This window comes from Candidatus Spongiisocius sp., from assembly GCF_965221825.1.
In the GTDB taxonomy this organism is placed as follows: domain Bacteria; phylum Actinomycetota; class Acidimicrobiia; order Spongiisociales; family Spongiisociaceae; genus Spongiisocius.
Genome location: NZ_OZ244917.1, coordinates 2,981,445 through 2,996,580, shown reverse-complemented (window position 1 = coordinate 2,996,580; position 15,136 = coordinate 2,981,445). Strand labels below are relative to the sequence as shown.

Genomic DNA, 15,136 nt, shown 5'->3' with positions numbered 1-15,136 from the left:
TTCAGCGCGCGGCTGGCAAGTCCAGGACCAGGGCGCCCCAGAGTCTCGATCTCAGGCCGGAGGCGCGCTGGACCGAGCGCTCGATGCCCAGGCGAATAGCGGATTCAGGCCCGACGACCGTCACTCGCTTGGACGCCCGGGTCACGGCGGTGTAGAGGAGTTCGCGGGTCAGCAGGCGCGAGGACTCCATAGGGAGCGATACGACCACCTCATCGAACTGTGATCCCTGGCTCTTGTGGATAGTCAGGGCGTGAACGGTGGTGTGCTCTCCCAGGTAGCTGGGCGGGAAGGTGCGGATCCGGTCGGGATCGAACGCCACCCGGAGCCCGTCGCCCTCCCGGACGGTCACGCCGATGTCCCCGTTGTACAGCTCCAGGCCGTAGTCGTTCTTCGTGATCATCACGGGCCGGCCCGGATACCACTCGCCCCCGTGCCTGAGCCCGGGGAAGCGACGGTCCATGGCTTGTTCCATCTCACGTTGCCACTCGGCGACGCTTCCCTCCCCCTCCCGGCGAGCGCACAGGACCGCTATCCCGCCCAGGCTCGCGAGGGCCTCCTGCGCGCGTCCGGGTGCCATAGCCATCTCCACCAGCGCGGCCCGGCGCCGCACCACCGTGTCCATCAACCGGCCGAACTCATCGGCGGTCGGATCCGCCACCCATCCGAGCGCCCGGTCCCCGGCCTGCAGGCACTCGATGGCCAGGTCGGCATCACCGCGCCGGACCGCCTCCGCGAAGGCGCCTATCGGACCCAGCTTCTCGTACCGGTACACCTTCTCCAGGACCACCACCCGTCCGGACATCGGGGACTCCCGGACCTCCTGAGCTCCGTCGTCCATGCCGGCCGCCGGACCTACGATGTCGGCCAGCACCGTTCCCACCTCGATCGACTCCAGCTGGAACGGATCGCCGACCAGCACCACGCCGGCGTCATCCCTCACCGCCGAGAGCAACTTGGCGGCCAGCGGTAGGGAGACCATCGACATCTCGTCCACGATCACGAGGTCGTGCGGGAGCCGGTTGCGGGCATGGTGGGCAAAGCGACCCCTCCCCCTTGCCCAACCGAGTAACCGGTGGATCGTGCTGGCCTGGAGGCTCTCCAACCGCTGCCGGACCGTCGACGTTCCGGACCCGCCGGCCTGGGCGGCGGCGATCATGACCTCCTCGCCGAGCCTGGCGGCCGCCTTGCCGGTGGGTGCGCAGAGCGCAACCCGCGGAAAGGCGCGGGGGGAATGCGCGGCCAGGGCGGCCAGCATCCTTCCCAGCACATGGGTCTTGCCGGTGCCCGGACCGCCGGCCACCACCGTCAGGCGTCCCGACAGCGCCCGGACCGCCGCTTCATACTGCGGGTTGGCGGCGCCGTCCTCGGCGGGGGGCAGTAGCCCACCGATCCCGGCCAGCAACTCCGGTTGGAGAGGATCGGGGTCGGACGAGCAACGGACGCCGATGAGGCCGGCCACAAGGTCCTCGTAGCGGAAGTAGCGCTCCAGGTAGAGGCGATCCTTCACCAGCACCAACGGCTCGTCACCGGACCCGTCCCCGACCAGGGCGCTGCCTGTCACCGCCGATCGCCATACTGCGGGATCGGGCCAGGGAAGCTCCGCCAAGACCTCGGGATCCAGATCCTCGCCGGCCACGATGTCCCGTAGCCGGTCGAGCCGGATACACACGTGCCCGAACCGGCTGCCGCGCACCGCCAGGGCGACCGCCAGGATGACCCGGTCGTCGGTCTCCCCGCACAGTCGGGCTATCGCCCCGGCGGCGTGCACGTCGAGGGGGGACAGGATCCCGGCATCGTTGAAGGCCGCCGGTAGGCCGGTGGCGCCGATGACCACCGGGCGCCCCCCGGCTGCGGTCTCGATGCGATCGATGTCGATCACGGCTCGCCTCGGGTCAGGAGATCGCTCACGGCTTCGACCGCTCTAGGGGGCGTGGACCATCGGGCGACCCCGCACCGCTCGCCATCGATCACCGGGGTCTGCGGACCGATCATGCCGCGCACGAAGAGGTACAAGGAACCGCCCAGATGCCGCTCCGGGCGATACCCGGGCAGACGGTGGCGCAGGTACCGGTGCAGCGCCACCTGGTAGAGGAGAGACTGGAGTACGTAGTTCCCCGCCTCCATGGCAGCGTTCATCAGTTCAGGTCCGTAGTCGTCGATCGTCGGGTCCCTGTGCCACGGAGCCAGGGCGTTGGATTTGAAGTCGGCCACGTAATAGCGCTCTCGGTCCGGGCCGGGCAGGGCCACGGCAAGGTCGATTATGCCCGTCAGATACCCGCGGAAGCCGCTCCACTCCTGCTCGGCCAGACCTGAGAAGTAGGGACGGTAGGGATCGTCCGGCGGCAGATGGGCCAGCGCTGCGGCAGCGATGCCGGAAAGGGAAACCACCGAGTCGGCGGCGCACACCGGGAGTTCGAACGACATCTCCTTGACATACGCTCGTGCTCCCAGATCGCACAACCTGGGATCGGCGCCGCCCGGACCGAGCGGCGTCTCCAGCATCGCCACCAGACCCGAGGCCAGGTCTTCCACGTCGAGGTCCCATGAGGAATGCCGGGCGAGCCGGTGGTACTCGGCCCGGATGAGGTCCGCCGGGTCCGGAGCGTCGAACGGAACCCGCTCAAGGATCGAATGCACCAGCGAGCCGAACCGGGCCCCTCTGGGTAACCGCGCCATGCCCACGGCGCCGTCCGTCCCGTCCTGCTTGGTCGCCCCGGCGTGTTCCGCGGTGGTGCTGTCCTCGCTCTCGTCAGTCCGGTCTGCCGCCTCGGCGGTGTCTCCCGCACCGGCCAGGGGGTGACCGGGCGACATTGACGAGAACGACGCCCTCCGCCAGGCGTAGTCGAGGGTGCGGTCGAGGCGAGCCAGGTCGAGTTCCTGCGAGACCCTTTCTCGCGGTTGGTAGTGGACGGTGGCCGCACGGCCCGCCAGGGTCTCGACCTCCAGGCTGCCCGCCGAGGCCATCATCCGGGAGCGGGCCGGATCCAGTCTCGCGTCCATACGCAGTATCAGGTCCGAGAGCTTGGACTTCCCAGCGTTCCATGTGTTGCCGATCCACCAGACCACCAGACTGTGCCGGGCTCTCGTCATGGCCACGTACAGCAGCCGGCTCTCCTCCGCGTCGCGCTCCGCCATGGCGGCCTTCTGGTGCGCCTTGAAATCCGGGTGCGATCGGCCACCGACATCTACGAGCCGTCGCCTCGGGCCGCCGCCCTCGGGCACGAATTGCTCGTGGAACACCGGTATGGCCGGCTTCATCTGGAACGAGTCCCACAGGAACGGCGCCAGCACCACGGGGTACTCGAGGCCCTTGGCGGCGTGAATGGTCTGCACCTGGACCGCGGCGGCGTCGGTCTCCAGCCTGCGCTGGCGATCCTCCGGGTCCTCGGCGTTGGCCCTGGCGTTCCTGGCCGCCTCATCGATAGCCGCCTCCAGCCACACCACCAGCGAACCGACCCGGCCCCGCCGCCACACCGAGTGCATCTCCTCGGCGATGTGGGACAGGTCGGTCAGCATCCGTTCCCCGCCGGATCGACTGAGAACCTGGGCAGTCATACCGGTGGTGAGATCCACGTCCTTGAACATGGCCGGTATGCCGCGGTCATGCAGCAGGGCCTGCCACCGGAGGAAGCGTTGCTGGTGCTCGCGCAGCTGATCGTCGCTCAGATCAGCCACCTCCGCCAGGCCGAGGCCGGCCAGGCAGGTGGTCAGCGCCATGCGCACGTAGTCGAAACGCTGCGGGCGCTCGACCGCCATCAGGAAGCGCCGCCACTCCTCCGCGGCGTGCGACTCGAAGACACCGCCGGTACGGGCCGCCACTGACGGAACGCCCCGAGTGCGCAGCTCCTCCCGGACCATCTCGACCTGGCTGCGGGTGCGGCACAGCACGGCGATGTCCCCTGGCTCTACGGCTCTACGGCCGCCGGCGCCCACCAGTTCAGCCCCGGACATGAGCATCCGGGCCGCCTCGTTGGCGGCGTCAGCAGCCGCCTCCGAGCGAGCCGCGCCGACCTGGAAGAAGCCTCTTTGCGTGCGGAGCATCGGAAAGTCGTCGGCGAGACGGCGGATCCGGAGGGCCGCGCCCGCGCCGGAGACACGGGCATGCTCGTGAAGAGGAGCCGGCCGAACCCGACGGTACCCGATGCGATCGTCCCCGAAGGTGGTGCGGGCCAGCAGGAAATCGAGCGCCTCGATCAGGGGACCGTCGGAGCGCCAGTTGGTGTCGAGCGTGTAGTGGGCGCCCGCTCCGTCCACCGCGGACAGGTAGGACTCGATGTCGGCCCCTCGGAAGGCGTAGATCGACTGTTTCGGATCCCCGATCACCACCAGCCGGGACTCGTCGAAGACGGACCGGATCACCTCCCACTGGATCGGGTCCGTGTCCTGGGCCTCGTCCACCAGCGCCACCGAATAGCGACGGCGCAGGAGCGACCGGGCGTGATCACGTGTGTCGGGGTCGGTGAGGGCATCCCGGGCCTCCACCAGGATGTCGTCGAAGGTGACGGACCCGGCCACCAGGAGTCCCCGGGCCACGAGTTGGCTCATGTCCCGGGCCAGTCGAGCCCGCATCCGGGGAGCATCACCGGAACCGTTCGGTTCGGGGACGATCCGGGCATCCGGCGTCGAGGCAAGGGCCTTGCCGATCGCTTCGAGGTCGGTGGCGCGGATCGCCCCGATGTCCCCTTCGGACCCTTCCGTGAAGCGATCCAACATGAGGTCTCCGGCAGCCCGTCGCAACAGGAGCTCGTCCAGGTCATGCGGCTCGAGCTCCCCCGCCAGGCGCGAGCGGAACCCCAGCTCGAGCAGGATTCGCCGGGAGAAACCGTGGATGGTGAATATCTGCGCCCGGTCGAAGCGCGTCACCGCCCGGTCCAGCCGCTCCGCATACCTGTCCCGGTCGGCAGGAGGCGCGCCGACCAGCACAGCCATATGATCGTCGACCTCGACCCGGCCGGGATCCCCCCGGAGGGCCCGGAGGGTGCGGACCATCCGGCGTCTCACCCGATCCTTGAGCTCGGCAGTGGCCGCTCGCGTGAAGGTGACGACCAGGATCTCCTCCATGGCCAGACCGTCGGCGGCCACCAGGCGGGTAACCGCGGCCGCGATGGTGAAGGTCTTGCCGGTTCCGGCGCTGGCCTCGATGATGGTGCGGCCCTCACCGAGGGGTAGCGAAGGGTCATAGCGCGGGGGAACGGTCATGCGTGCTTCTCCGCGAGCAGCGGCAGGATCGGCATCCAGAGACGCCGGGCGTACTCCGGGAAAGGACTCGCCACCAGCGCGTCCATCCCGCCCAGGTCGGGGAAGAGCAGCCGGTAGGCCGGATCGTCACCCTCCGGTCTGAAGAAGTCGGTCTCCCAGACCTTCCTCGCCTCCCGCCAGGCCACCGCCCGCCCGCCACCGAGTTTGCGCTGCCAGATGTAGGCGGTTTCGACGGGAAGGGGAATCGGCTGCCGCAAACCCTCCTCGTACAGCTCCACGAGGCCGGACAGCAAGGCGGCGGCCTTCTCGGCCCTCTGGTCGGGCGTGGCGCCGAGCTTGCCAACCGTCACCTTCCACTCGGTGTTCTCCTTCGCGGCGCGGCCGATCAGGACGGCTTGCCAGGCTCGGGAAGGTTCCAGGGCGGTCAGGAACGCCAGCCGGGCGAAGGCGCCCAGCCGGTGCTTGCCCTTCAGCCGGGAGGGGGTGATCACATCGATCCGCGAACCGTCCGGGTCGGCGATTATCGAGCCTTCCAGGCGATACCGCCCCGCCTGGACGGTTCCGGTGAACTGGGAGTGGCGGGCCGGGTCGTATCCGATCCGGCGAGCAGCCTCCCGCAGTTTGCGGGCTCGCTCGCGGGCCGACCAGAGCCCCGGATCGCCCAGGCTGCCCGGTGGAACGGAATCCTGGCCTCGCTCCCGGGACGCCAGATCGTCCAGGTCATGACCCTCCAACAACCCCGCCAGCATACGGTCGGCCACCGCCCATTCCTCCAGCGGGCCGAGCCGGGTGGCCACCGTGTCGTCATCTATCTCCCCCACCTCGGGAATCCTGAACCCGAGCCGGGCACGGATGAACCGGCGGGCGGGATGGTTGAGGAAGTCGACCAGATCGCCGAGGCGGATGGCGGCGTGATCGTCGTCCTCGATGACCAGGGGACGCCGGTCCATGACCCGATCAGGTCGGCGCCTGACGGCCTCGGCGCCCCGGATCTGGAGCGAGTCGAAACCCCAGGGTCCGGAAACGCCCAACCCACCGGCCACGAAGTTCTTCTCGCTGAACGCCTGGAGCGGATGGTGGGTCACGATCCGCTCCAGACCCGCTTCCCCCACCATCTCCGCCAGCGCGTCCTCAAGCTCGGAGATCGGGACCGCCGGGGGGTACTCGGAATTGGTGCGCTGATCGCGCCCCGAATAGGTAACCACCAGGTGGTCACCCGCGGCCATCAACGCGTCGAGCAGCAGCTGGCGATCCTCGGCGCCCCCGTCCGGGTCCCCGACCATCTCATGGTCCACCAGCAGATCATCCCCGTCCGCCCGGCTGCCGCGCGGGAAGCGGTGGTCATCCATACCCAGCAGGCATACCACCCGGTACGGCACCGAGCGCATGGGAGCGAGAGTGCAGACGGTGGTGTCACCGGTCCGGAAATGCAGCGGGCTCGGTCCGTCATCGGCCCACCGATCGATCACCAGCCGGGCTTCGGACGGTCCGATCTCCGGGTCCGCGCCGGCGGGGTCATGAGCGGGGAAGCTCTCCTCGAGGAGGCGCTCCAGCTGGCCCCACTGCCACTGCTCATCCCATGCCGGGGCGGCCAGCAAACGCACCGCGGTAGCGATCACAGGACCCCACTCGGAATAGGGACGGGAGACGCCCAGCAACGCCCGGACGGCCACTATCCGGTCGATGACCTGCGCTAGTAGACCGACCAGGAGCGCGTCCTGCCCTTCTACACCGTCCAGAGGCGCCACCGTGCCGACCACCCGGGCCCTGCTGTCACCGTAGAAGACCCCCGCCAGAGCCCGGTCAATCCCCCGCCGCCACGTCTGATGCTCGTAGGGACCGGCGCGCCAAACTTCCCTATGCTCGGCGTCGATACCCCAGCTGATGCCGGCGTCGTCGATCAACGCCGCCAACCCGTCGGCAGTCTCCTCGTCGATCTCGAAGAGCCGTCGCACCACCGCCGTCGCCAGCAACTCCCGGACCAGACCGGCCTCCATCCGAGCCCCCGGCAGCGCCAGCACGGTGGCCGTGAACCGGACCAGAGGGTTGGTGGCCGCCGGCGCCCGATCGGCGATCCGGACCCGCAGGTCGGGTAGCGAATCGGGCCGGCGCCGATCAGGAGACCCCGCATCGGGTGAAGCCGGATCACCACCGGCCTCCGTGGGGCTCGCCAGGAAGGTCGCCTCGATGAGGGGCGCGAAGGTTGCCAGGTCGGGGGTCATGATCACCACGTCCCGCGGTTCCAGCGTGGGATCGGAAGAGAGCAGGTGCAGGATGGCGTCCCGGAGCACCTCCACCTGCCGGCGGTCACCGTGGCAGGCATGGATCTGGACCGAACGGTCGCCGTCCACCGGATCCCGCACCGGACGGGGCGGCCGGTTGCCTCGGATGTCATCCTGGAGCATTCCCAGCAGGTGCGAGGGGACGGGTACCGGTCCGTCAGGGCGGTCCTCCACCACGGTGGCCCGACGTCTGGAGAGAACGGCCTGGAACTCCCGGCTCTCCTGTGCCCAGGAACGCAGCAACGGGTGGAGTGGAAGTTTCGAGGTCGGATCGCCTGAGCGGAGGGTCCGGTCCACCGGAGCGGGAGACCTGCCGAGCTTTGCGGAAGTCCGGCGCCATAGGGCGGGCGACGGATGCAACACGTAGAGGTGAACGTCTCTCCGGACGGCCAGCGCCTCCCAAACCTCGAGGTCGACAGGATCAGCCGCCGTCAACCCGTACACGCCGATCCGGTCCGGAAGGTCCAGAACCACCGAACCCTCCCGGATCGGTCGGAGGACGCCGGGGAGTAACTCCGCGATGCACGGCGCGCCGATCCGTTCGCGGACCATCCTCCATAGCCACGGCTGCCATCCCTGGTGATCCGGCAACGGACTCCCGGCCGGACTGCTGTCGAGACCGGCCCGCCAGTCCCGCACCATGCCGGGCCGCCACCGGATGTACCGACCGAACAGCCAGGCGATCTTGCGGGCGGCGCGGAGACGCTGGCTGTTCCCGGACGGGTTGGAGGCGCCCGCCGCGATGTACCGATCCAGCAGCCGCATCGAGGGCTCGTGGCGGTGCGAGTCAAGGACTTCCACCACATGGCAGGTGAGAGCGGTCGCGTCCCACGCCTCGATCGAGTCCGCCAGATCCGGAACCTCCGCCATCACCCTCCGGAGCAACCGGAAGGGTGATGGCATCTCCAGGTTGGCGCACACGCCACCGCCCGGTATCCGATCTCCCAGCCCCGAAGCGACACGCTGGGTGAGCCAGCGCTCGATACCGCGCGTCGGTACCGCCACCACCTCCTGAGCGAAGGGGTCGGCCGGGGGTGACGCCAGCATCTCGCACAACCCGCCCACCAACTCGTCGGGATGCGACCCGACGTGGATCAGTAACGCCACAACATCTCCGGTGGACAGCAACGGTCCGCTGGCGACTCCGTCTTGCCCGATCGTTTCAGAGCGTGTGCCCGGTGCAGGTCCCTCACAGAGGCGAACTTATCACCCGCCAACGACATCGCTGTCACCGACCGCCTTGGCGAGAAGATCGTGATCCGGATCGCGGCCGGTTCCTTCGTGGCTGCCGTCCGGCTAGCTGCTGCCGGGCGCCACCCGGGCCTGCGCAGGCATCCGGCTGAGCGAGCGCTTGACCAGGGCATCGGCCAGGCCGGCGAATATGCGCTTGTGGATGGGCCACAACGCGTACCAGTAGAGGAGGCCCAGAACACCCGCGGGGTGGAAGTGGGCGGAGGTGACTATGCGGGAACCGCCTGCTTCGGGTAACACGTCGAACTCGAGGACCGCGGTGCCGGGAAGGCGCATCTCCGCCAGAAGGGTCAGGCGCCGACCCGGCTCGACCGCCACCACCCGCCAGAAGTCAAGCGTATCGCCCACCCGCAACTCGGTCGGATGGCGGCGACCCCGGCGCCTACCGACTCCCCCGACCATGCGATCCAGGATGCCCCGCAGGTTCCATAGCGGGTTGGCGTAATACCAGCCGTTCGTCCCCCCAATGGACGACACGACATCCCAGACCGTCTCCGAGTCCGCTTCGCACGCGCGCTCGACCCGTTCGCCCCGGCTGTAGAAGGAGACGTCCGAGCGGTAGTCCCGCATCGCGAACGAGCCTTCCGTCCATCTGGCCGGCACCTCGGTATCGTGCTCAGCCTCCAGGGCCAGCCGCACGGCCTCCTCATAGGTACGGAGAGGGAGAGGGATCGAATCGGCCAGATCGGCTTCGGGATCTATGACCAGGTCGTGCCTCAGGCCGTCTATCAGCGGCCTGGCAACGCTCGAAGGTACGGCGGTGACCAGGTTCAGCCAGTAGGAGGAGAGGCGAGGGGTGAGGACGGGTACCGGCACTATCAGGAGCCGCTTGCCGATCACTCGGGCGAAGCCGGTGAGCATGTCCCGGTAGCGCAAGGCCTCAGGGCCTCCGACATCGTGGATCCGGCTTCCGGACTCTTCCGTCTCCGGAAGGCGGAGGAGGTACTCGATCAGATCATCCAGCGCGATCGGCTGGGTCCGGGAGTCGACCCACCGGGGAGTCACCATCGCGGGCAGGTGGTAGACGAGGTCGCGGATCACCTCGAATGCTGCCGAGCCTGCCCCCACGACGATCCCGGCCCGTATCTCGGTCACCGGAACGGAACCCGCCCGCAGCACCTCTCCGGTCTCGCGCCGGGAATCCAGGTGTGGTGAGGCCGCCTCCCGCGGCTGCAACCCGCCCAGATAGATGACGCGGCCCACCCCGGCCCGGGCGGCGGCGTCCCGCACATGGGTGGCCGCCCGGCGGTCCAGTTCCGGGAAATCCTTACCCGATGCCATCGAGTGGATCAGGTAGTAGACGAGTTCGACCCCTTCGAAGGCCTGAGACAGCGACTCGGGATCGAGAGCGTCGGCGCGAACCGTCTCGACGCCCTCCCACCCGCGGGCGGCCAGAGCCTCCGGCCGGCGCCCGGCGGCACGGACTTCGTGCCCCCGCTCCACCAGGCGGGGGATCAGGTGGCTCCCTACGTAGCCGGAGGCGCCGAGCACCAGCACCCTCGCCACTGGCTCCCTCCTCGCGTATTCAAGGCCAAGCGTCGTGCCGCCTCGCGGACGGTCACGGCAAAGTCTATGGCTGCGATGCTCTTAGCTAGGCACCGGTTCCACGCGTCACCGGCCGGGTGGATCTCCATGAACTCCTGGGGCGCTGACAGCAGGCTCTCTCAGCGCGTCCGCCGGAGTCACGAGTTCTTCCGGTCAACGCGCAGCCCGTTCGAAGCGGCCTGGGAGATCCGTGATCCTGCAGGATTCTCATCGGATGTCATCGTCGAGGTCAAGGCGAATCCGGTGGAACCCAGGCTCGTCCGCAGCGTGGTGTCCCATCTGAAGGCGCTGTCTTACCCAGAGAATGAGGTCACCGCAACCCGCGCCTGCATGCTGATCTCGACCTACCTGAGTCCCCAGACCCGGGAACGACTGACCGAAGCAGGGGTTAGCTATGCCGACTCCACGGGGAACATCAGGTTCACCGTCGACCGGCCCGCTGTGTTCATCGAGACCCAGGGGGCGGACAAGAACCCCTTCAGGGAAAAGCGACCGCTGCGTTCGCTCAAGGGTGGTCGAGCCGCCCGAGTGGCCAGGGGCCTGCTGGACTACCGGACTCCCTTCGGAACCCGGCAACTGGCAGCCGAGATCGCCAGTTCTCCGGCGATGGTGTCGAGGGTATCCAACCTGCTGGAACCGGACGAGATCGTCACCAAGGAGAGCCCGCGAGGACGCATCGTCTCGGTGGACTGGGAAGCCCTGGCCCGTAGATGGGCTGTGGACTACGACTTCGCGTCCTCCAACATTCTGACGCCGTGGCTGGAGCCGAGGGGGACGGAGGCACTCTTTGCCCGGCTGCGCGAAGCGGCGTTCCGTTACACCGTCACCGGCTCCTTCGCCGGGTATCGCCTGGCGCCCGTCGCCCAGCCGCGCCTGGCGACGCTGTATGTAGAAGATCCCGAGACCGCGGCGGAGACACTGGGACTGCGCCCCGCGGAGACGGGGGCCAACGTGCTCCTCGTCGTCCCGTTCGACCCCGTAGTGTTCGAGCGAGCCGAGCACGACAACGGCATTGCATACACCCGCGTCACGCAGACCCTGCTGGATCTCATGACGGGGCCGGGACGGGGACCGGCGGAGGCAGACGCCCTCCTGGAGTGGATGCGGGAGAATGAGGACAGATGGAAACTCCCTATGACCGGCACTACGTAGAGGCGCGGGGACTGGTACCCAACTCGTCGTAAGCGCGGTCCAGGGCCTCGAAGACCCCGACTTCATCACCCAATCGAGCGTCGCTCTCTGCCAGGACCTGATCGAGGCGACCACGCGGTCGTAGTGGCCTAGCTAGCTCGACTTCGGCATACCGCTGAACCAATCGGGGTCTGAGACCGCCTCCAGGATCAAACCGACTAGCAGCATGCCGTATCCGGCGGTGCCAAGCCGACCCCTTGAGGAAGCTTGTCCACCGTCTTGCTGTGCTGGTCCAGCTTGCTGAAGAAGTCACGGAACACCGCGTCCCTGTCTACGTCGGTGGCCTCGCTCATCAGCGGCCGGCCGGGGTAATGCTGCCAGATGAGGTCTTCGTCGAGGGTCGGTGTGGGCAAGAACATGGTCGGCACCCAGGTCGGGTCGATCAGCCACGCGAAGTTGATGAAGTCCCAGCACACCCAGGATTGGCCCGGGAAGGGCTCGACAAGCCGCTGGGTACGGAGGCGGTTGTGCGTGTAGAGGTAGTGGAGGTAGCTACCGATCTCGCCGCGACCGTCGACCCACCGCTCCGACTCCGGCAGCGACATCACGAGTTGCTCGCCGATGTAGTAACCCGGCAGGTACAGGAGCGGTACTCCGGAGTCGAACAGCAGGCGGGAGGCGTGCTGGTCCTGCACCAGGTTCATCGAGGGCGAATTGCTGAACCCCACGAACGTCGGGAAGCCGGACGTCCACGACACCACCATCCGGTTGATGATCTCCGGCTCCATCAGCAAGGCCGCGGCGATGTTGGTGAGGGCCCCGATCGCCACAACATGGAGTAGCCGGTCGTCGTCCGCCATGGCGGCTTCGATGATCCGCCGGGCGCCCTCGCTGTCCACGATGTCGCCCGGCGACTCCATGAACCGGTCCGCGCCGCGGAAGGCCATCCCGTCCGAAGACATGCCGAGTAGGCCCATGAGGGTGCCGATCTCGGCGAACGACAGTTCCATCCCTTCGGCGGTCGTCTCGAACTCGACGTCCTCGGGTTCGATACCGGCGGCCCTCAGGCGGTGCAACCAGGCCGCGATGTCGTCCACCTCGCCCGCAGTCGAGTCCTCGACATCCGCCCGAGCCGCGGCCAGGAGAGGCTCTCTGAAGTAGGCCCGCGAGAACGGCGCGGCCACGATCGCCTCGATGTCGAGCCGCTCGGGCGACAGCAGCCCCCAGGTGATCGCGAACTGGTCATCAACCTCGTTCGCCGCATCCGTGTCGATGACCACCCGAGCCCGGCCCGGCTGCGGCGCCAGCATCTCCATCCGCCGCTCGTCGCTGATCTCCGGGAACGCGATCATACGTACTCCGAGAGCATTCCCATACCTCCTCGCAGCATGGCGCGACCGCTGTCCGATACACGCTGAAAGCCGCTGGCTGGCATTACTCGCGCACCGTAACACCACGCGCGGCCTACGCTCAAACCGTCGACCGAGCCGGGACGGAGCGCACGCTCCATCCCGCGCACGCCGAAGTCATCCGAGACCTGTACCTTGTCACAGCATTTGTCGGGTGCCTCGCCACGCCTGGAGGCGACGTCTCACCAGTCGAGACGCGAATGACCGGTACAATGCTCGTGATGCCAAGACCGATCCCCCCATTCACTACCGACATCGTTGAAGGAGTTGGCGAGGTGCTAGGTGACACTGAGCGGGGCCTGACAGGTCGCGAGATCGCTTCCATGTTGGCTCGCTGCGGTATCCCCGATGTCGATCCTTCCAATACTAAGCGGATCCGCTTGTTCCATGCTCTCATCGACAAACAGAACAACACCAGATGCGGCAATCATGTGGTGGCCTTCATCAAGGCCACAATGGCACCGCCGAGATATCGGAACGATCCGGCATCGAGGACATGGCGGCAAGACAACCTAAACGAGGTGCTCGTCCATGCGGGTCTAGGAGTAAATGACAAGGGCCAGGTCTACCGGCGTAGAGACGGTAAGGCCACGACGCTTGACGAGGCGGCGAAACGCGTCAACACGATCCGTACAGAGTTACGCCGCCGCAAGACCCACGATGATGTGCTCAGGTATTGTACTGACGAGCTGTTGCTCAAGAACAACTTCCACGCCGTGCTTGAGGCCGCCAAAAGTATTCCCGACCGGATCCGAGTTCTCACTGGCCTGACGAGCGACGGGGCTGCACTTATACAGGCAACTCTGACAAACAGATCGGGTCCGCTCCTTGCTATTAACAAGGGCAATGATCACACTGACCGTAGTGAACAATCCGGCTTCGCCAATCTTGTTACAGGTGTCCTGGGACTCTATCGGAACCCACCTGCCCACGCACCGAGAATCACACGCAGCGTCAGTGACGACGAACTCTACGAAGCATTCGCTACATTCTCCATGGTCCATCGGCGACTTGATGACGCCACGCTCTCCAGAAGACCATGATCGACTTTGTCGTGTGGGGAACACCAAGGTCGCATAGCGCAAAGTCAAGACCGCATTGGCAGGGCCAGGTCAAAGCCGCTGTACCACCTAAAGTCGAGTTACTTTCCGGGCCCCTCCGTTTGCGAATTGACTTCTTCTTCAGAGGGCAGACCGATTTGGACACCGACAACATCATCAAGCCGATCCAGGACGCCCTTGAGAAGGTTATCTACGACAATGACAAGACAATAGTTGACGTATGTTCTCGGAAGATCGATCTTCACCGGCTCCCTCCTACGACGAATGCCCCTGCTAGCCTTCTTTCTGCATTGGCGATGCCACCGAGGGAGTTCGTGCTTATCAGAGTCGCCGGCGCCCACAGGAGCCTGAGTTTTACATGAGAAACGAACCCGCAGCGCTGCGTGCTCTTGATCGCGCACGAGCACGGTACGAAGATCAGGGATACGTTGTCACCATCGAGGCGCGTCTACCTCATCCTTTCGAGGGCTTCCGAGCAGACGCTGTCGCCCAACGGGGATCCGAGCGGGTAATCATCGAGGTCCGGTCCGCCGATATGAGAAACGGAGCCCGCAACCGATTGAAGCGTCTTAGTGAGATGGTCGCCGCTGAGGAAGGGTGGCGAGTCGATGTGGTTACGTTCGAATCCGAAGCACCTCTGCCTCCTCCTGACGGCGGTGATGTCGTTCGCCGGATCGAAGAGGCTCGGCGGATTGCTGACTTGTCACCTGATGCGGCCGTCATGCTCACCGGGTCTGCAGTGGAAGGGGCTCTTCGGAAGCTGGACCACCGCCGTGAGAGGCCCCAGCCTCGTCTATCGTCATCGCGCCGTCTCATCCGAGAACTAGTGATCGATGGCCTACTTAGCGATGCCCAAGCTGATCGTCTCGACAAGTTCGCTCAAGTCCACAATCGTGTCAGGCACGGGCTCACGTCTCCGTCTCTTGACCACAAGGAACTTGTGTGGCCGACTGAGTTCGCGCTCGCTGTCGCCGGAGGCCGGTTCGTCCCGATCGAAGACATGATCGACTGGTTCCATCAGCACTATGAGCCTCCGGATGTCGCATGCCTGTTCTACGACTCCGAAGAAGGTGAGTACATGTGGTTCGGTCGTGGACCGCACGACGTCGAGGATGTACTGTGGGAGCAGTTTGAGCATGCGCTTGAATCGGACATCGGCGAGGCCGCTCAGACCCTCGTAAGCGAGGGGGGGCGTGAGTGGGCGACACGTGACGGAGTCTGAACCTCTGGCCTGACAGAGCAACGGCTTGGAAGACAT

Annotated in this window: 9 protein-coding genes; 4 read left to right on the top strand and 5 right to left on the bottom strand. The window is 66.7% G+C overall.

Features of this window, described 5'->3' with window-relative positions:
• Nucleotide 1: 1 nt before the first annotated feature.
• The 4 genes from recD to ACOQPD_RS13820 all read right to left on the bottom strand — a co-directional run bounded on the left by recD (nt 2) and on the right by ACOQPD_RS13820 (nt 10,238).
• Nucleotides 2-1,879, bottom strand: coding sequence for an exodeoxyribonuclease V subunit alpha (gene recD, locus ACOQPD_RS13835; protein WP_420612543.1), 1,878 nt, complete (start codon nt 1,877-1,879; stop codon nt 2-4).
• Nucleotides 1,876-5,199 (bottom strand): UvrD-helicase domain-containing protein, encoded by a 3,324-nt coding sequence (locus ACOQPD_RS13830; protein ID WP_420612542.1) that lies wholly within the window; start codon nt 5,197-5,199, stop codon nt 1,876-1,878. Before ACOQPD_RS13830 ends, recD begins: the two co-directional genes overlap by 4 nt.
• Entirely contained in the window at nt 5,196-8,588 is a 3,393-nt protein-coding gene (gene recC, locus ACOQPD_RS13825) for an exodeoxyribonuclease V subunit gamma (protein WP_420612541.1), read from the bottom strand. Before recC ends, ACOQPD_RS13830 begins: the two co-directional genes overlap by 4 nt.
• Before the next feature lie 189 nt (nt 8,589-8,777).
• Nucleotides 8,778-10,238, bottom strand: coding sequence for an SDR family oxidoreductase (locus tag ACOQPD_RS13820; RefSeq protein WP_420612540.1), 1,461 nt, complete (start codon nt 10,236-10,238; stop codon nt 8,778-8,780).
• Nucleotides 10,239-10,364: 126 nt separating this feature from the next.
• Here ACOQPD_RS13820 and ACOQPD_RS13815 point away from each other — a divergent pair, with 126 nt between their 5' ends.
• A complete protein-coding gene (locus tag ACOQPD_RS13815) occupies nt 10,365-11,429 on the top strand; it encodes a hypothetical protein (RefSeq protein WP_420612539.1) in 1,065 nt (354 codons plus the stop codon).
• Between the two features lie 197 nt (nt 11,430-11,626).
• Here ACOQPD_RS13815 and ACOQPD_RS13810 read toward each other — a convergent pair whose 3' ends face one another.
• Entirely contained in the window at nt 11,627-12,760 is a 1,134-nt protein-coding gene (locus ACOQPD_RS13810; RefSeq protein ID WP_420612538.1) for a nucleoside hydrolase, read from the bottom strand.
• Nucleotides 12,761-13,017: 257 nt separating this feature from the next.
• On the opposite strand from ACOQPD_RS13810, the gene ACOQPD_RS13805 reads away from it, so the two are divergent.
• The 3 genes from ACOQPD_RS13805 to ACOQPD_RS13795 are packed head-to-tail and all read left to right on the top strand — an operon-like array spanning nt 13,018 to nt 15,100.
• A complete protein-coding gene (locus ACOQPD_RS13805) occupies nt 13,018-13,860 on the top strand; it encodes a TIGR02391 family protein (protein ID WP_420612537.1) in 843 nt (280 codons plus the stop codon).
• Nucleotides 13,857-14,240: a RusA family crossover junction endodeoxyribonuclease gene (locus ACOQPD_RS13800; RefSeq protein WP_420612536.1), complete on the top strand. Its 384-nt coding sequence runs from the start codon at nt 13,857-13,859 to the stop codon at nt 14,238-14,240. Before ACOQPD_RS13805 ends, ACOQPD_RS13800 begins: the two co-directional genes overlap by 4 nt.
• Complete coding sequence (locus ACOQPD_RS13795) at nt 14,237-15,100, top strand: hypothetical protein (protein ID WP_420612535.1); 864 nt, start codon at nt 14,237-14,239, stop codon at nt 15,098-15,100. The genes ACOQPD_RS13800 and ACOQPD_RS13795 overlap by 4 nt, the downstream gene beginning before the upstream one ends.
• The last annotated feature ends 36 nt before the right edge of the window (nt 15,101-15,136 follow it).

Excerpts from the sequence above, each read along its gene's own strand:
- ACOQPD_RS13830 (WP_420612542.1), bottom strand. The coding sequence starts at position 5,199 with ATGACCGTTCCCCCGCGCTATGACCCTTCGCTACCCCTCGGTGAGGGC.
- ACOQPD_RS13815 (WP_420612539.1), top strand. The coding sequence starts at position 10,365 with ATGAACTCCTGGGGCGCTGACAGCAGGCTCTCTCAGCGCGTCCGCCGG.
- ACOQPD_RS13810 (WP_420612538.1), bottom strand. The coding sequence starts at position 12,760 with ATGATCGCGTTCCCGGAGATCAGCGACGAGCGGCGGATGGAGATGCTG.
- ACOQPD_RS13805 (WP_420612537.1), top strand. The coding sequence starts at position 13,018 with ATGACCGGTACAATGCTCGTGATGCCAAGACCGATCCCCCCATTCACT.
- ACOQPD_RS13800 (WP_420612536.1), top strand. The coding sequence starts at position 13,857 with ATGATCGACTTTGTCGTGTGGGGAACACCAAGGTCGCATAGCGCAAAG.
- ACOQPD_RS13795 (WP_420612535.1), top strand. The coding sequence starts at position 14,237 with ATGAGAAACGAACCCGCAGCGCTGCGTGCTCTTGATCGCGCACGAGCA.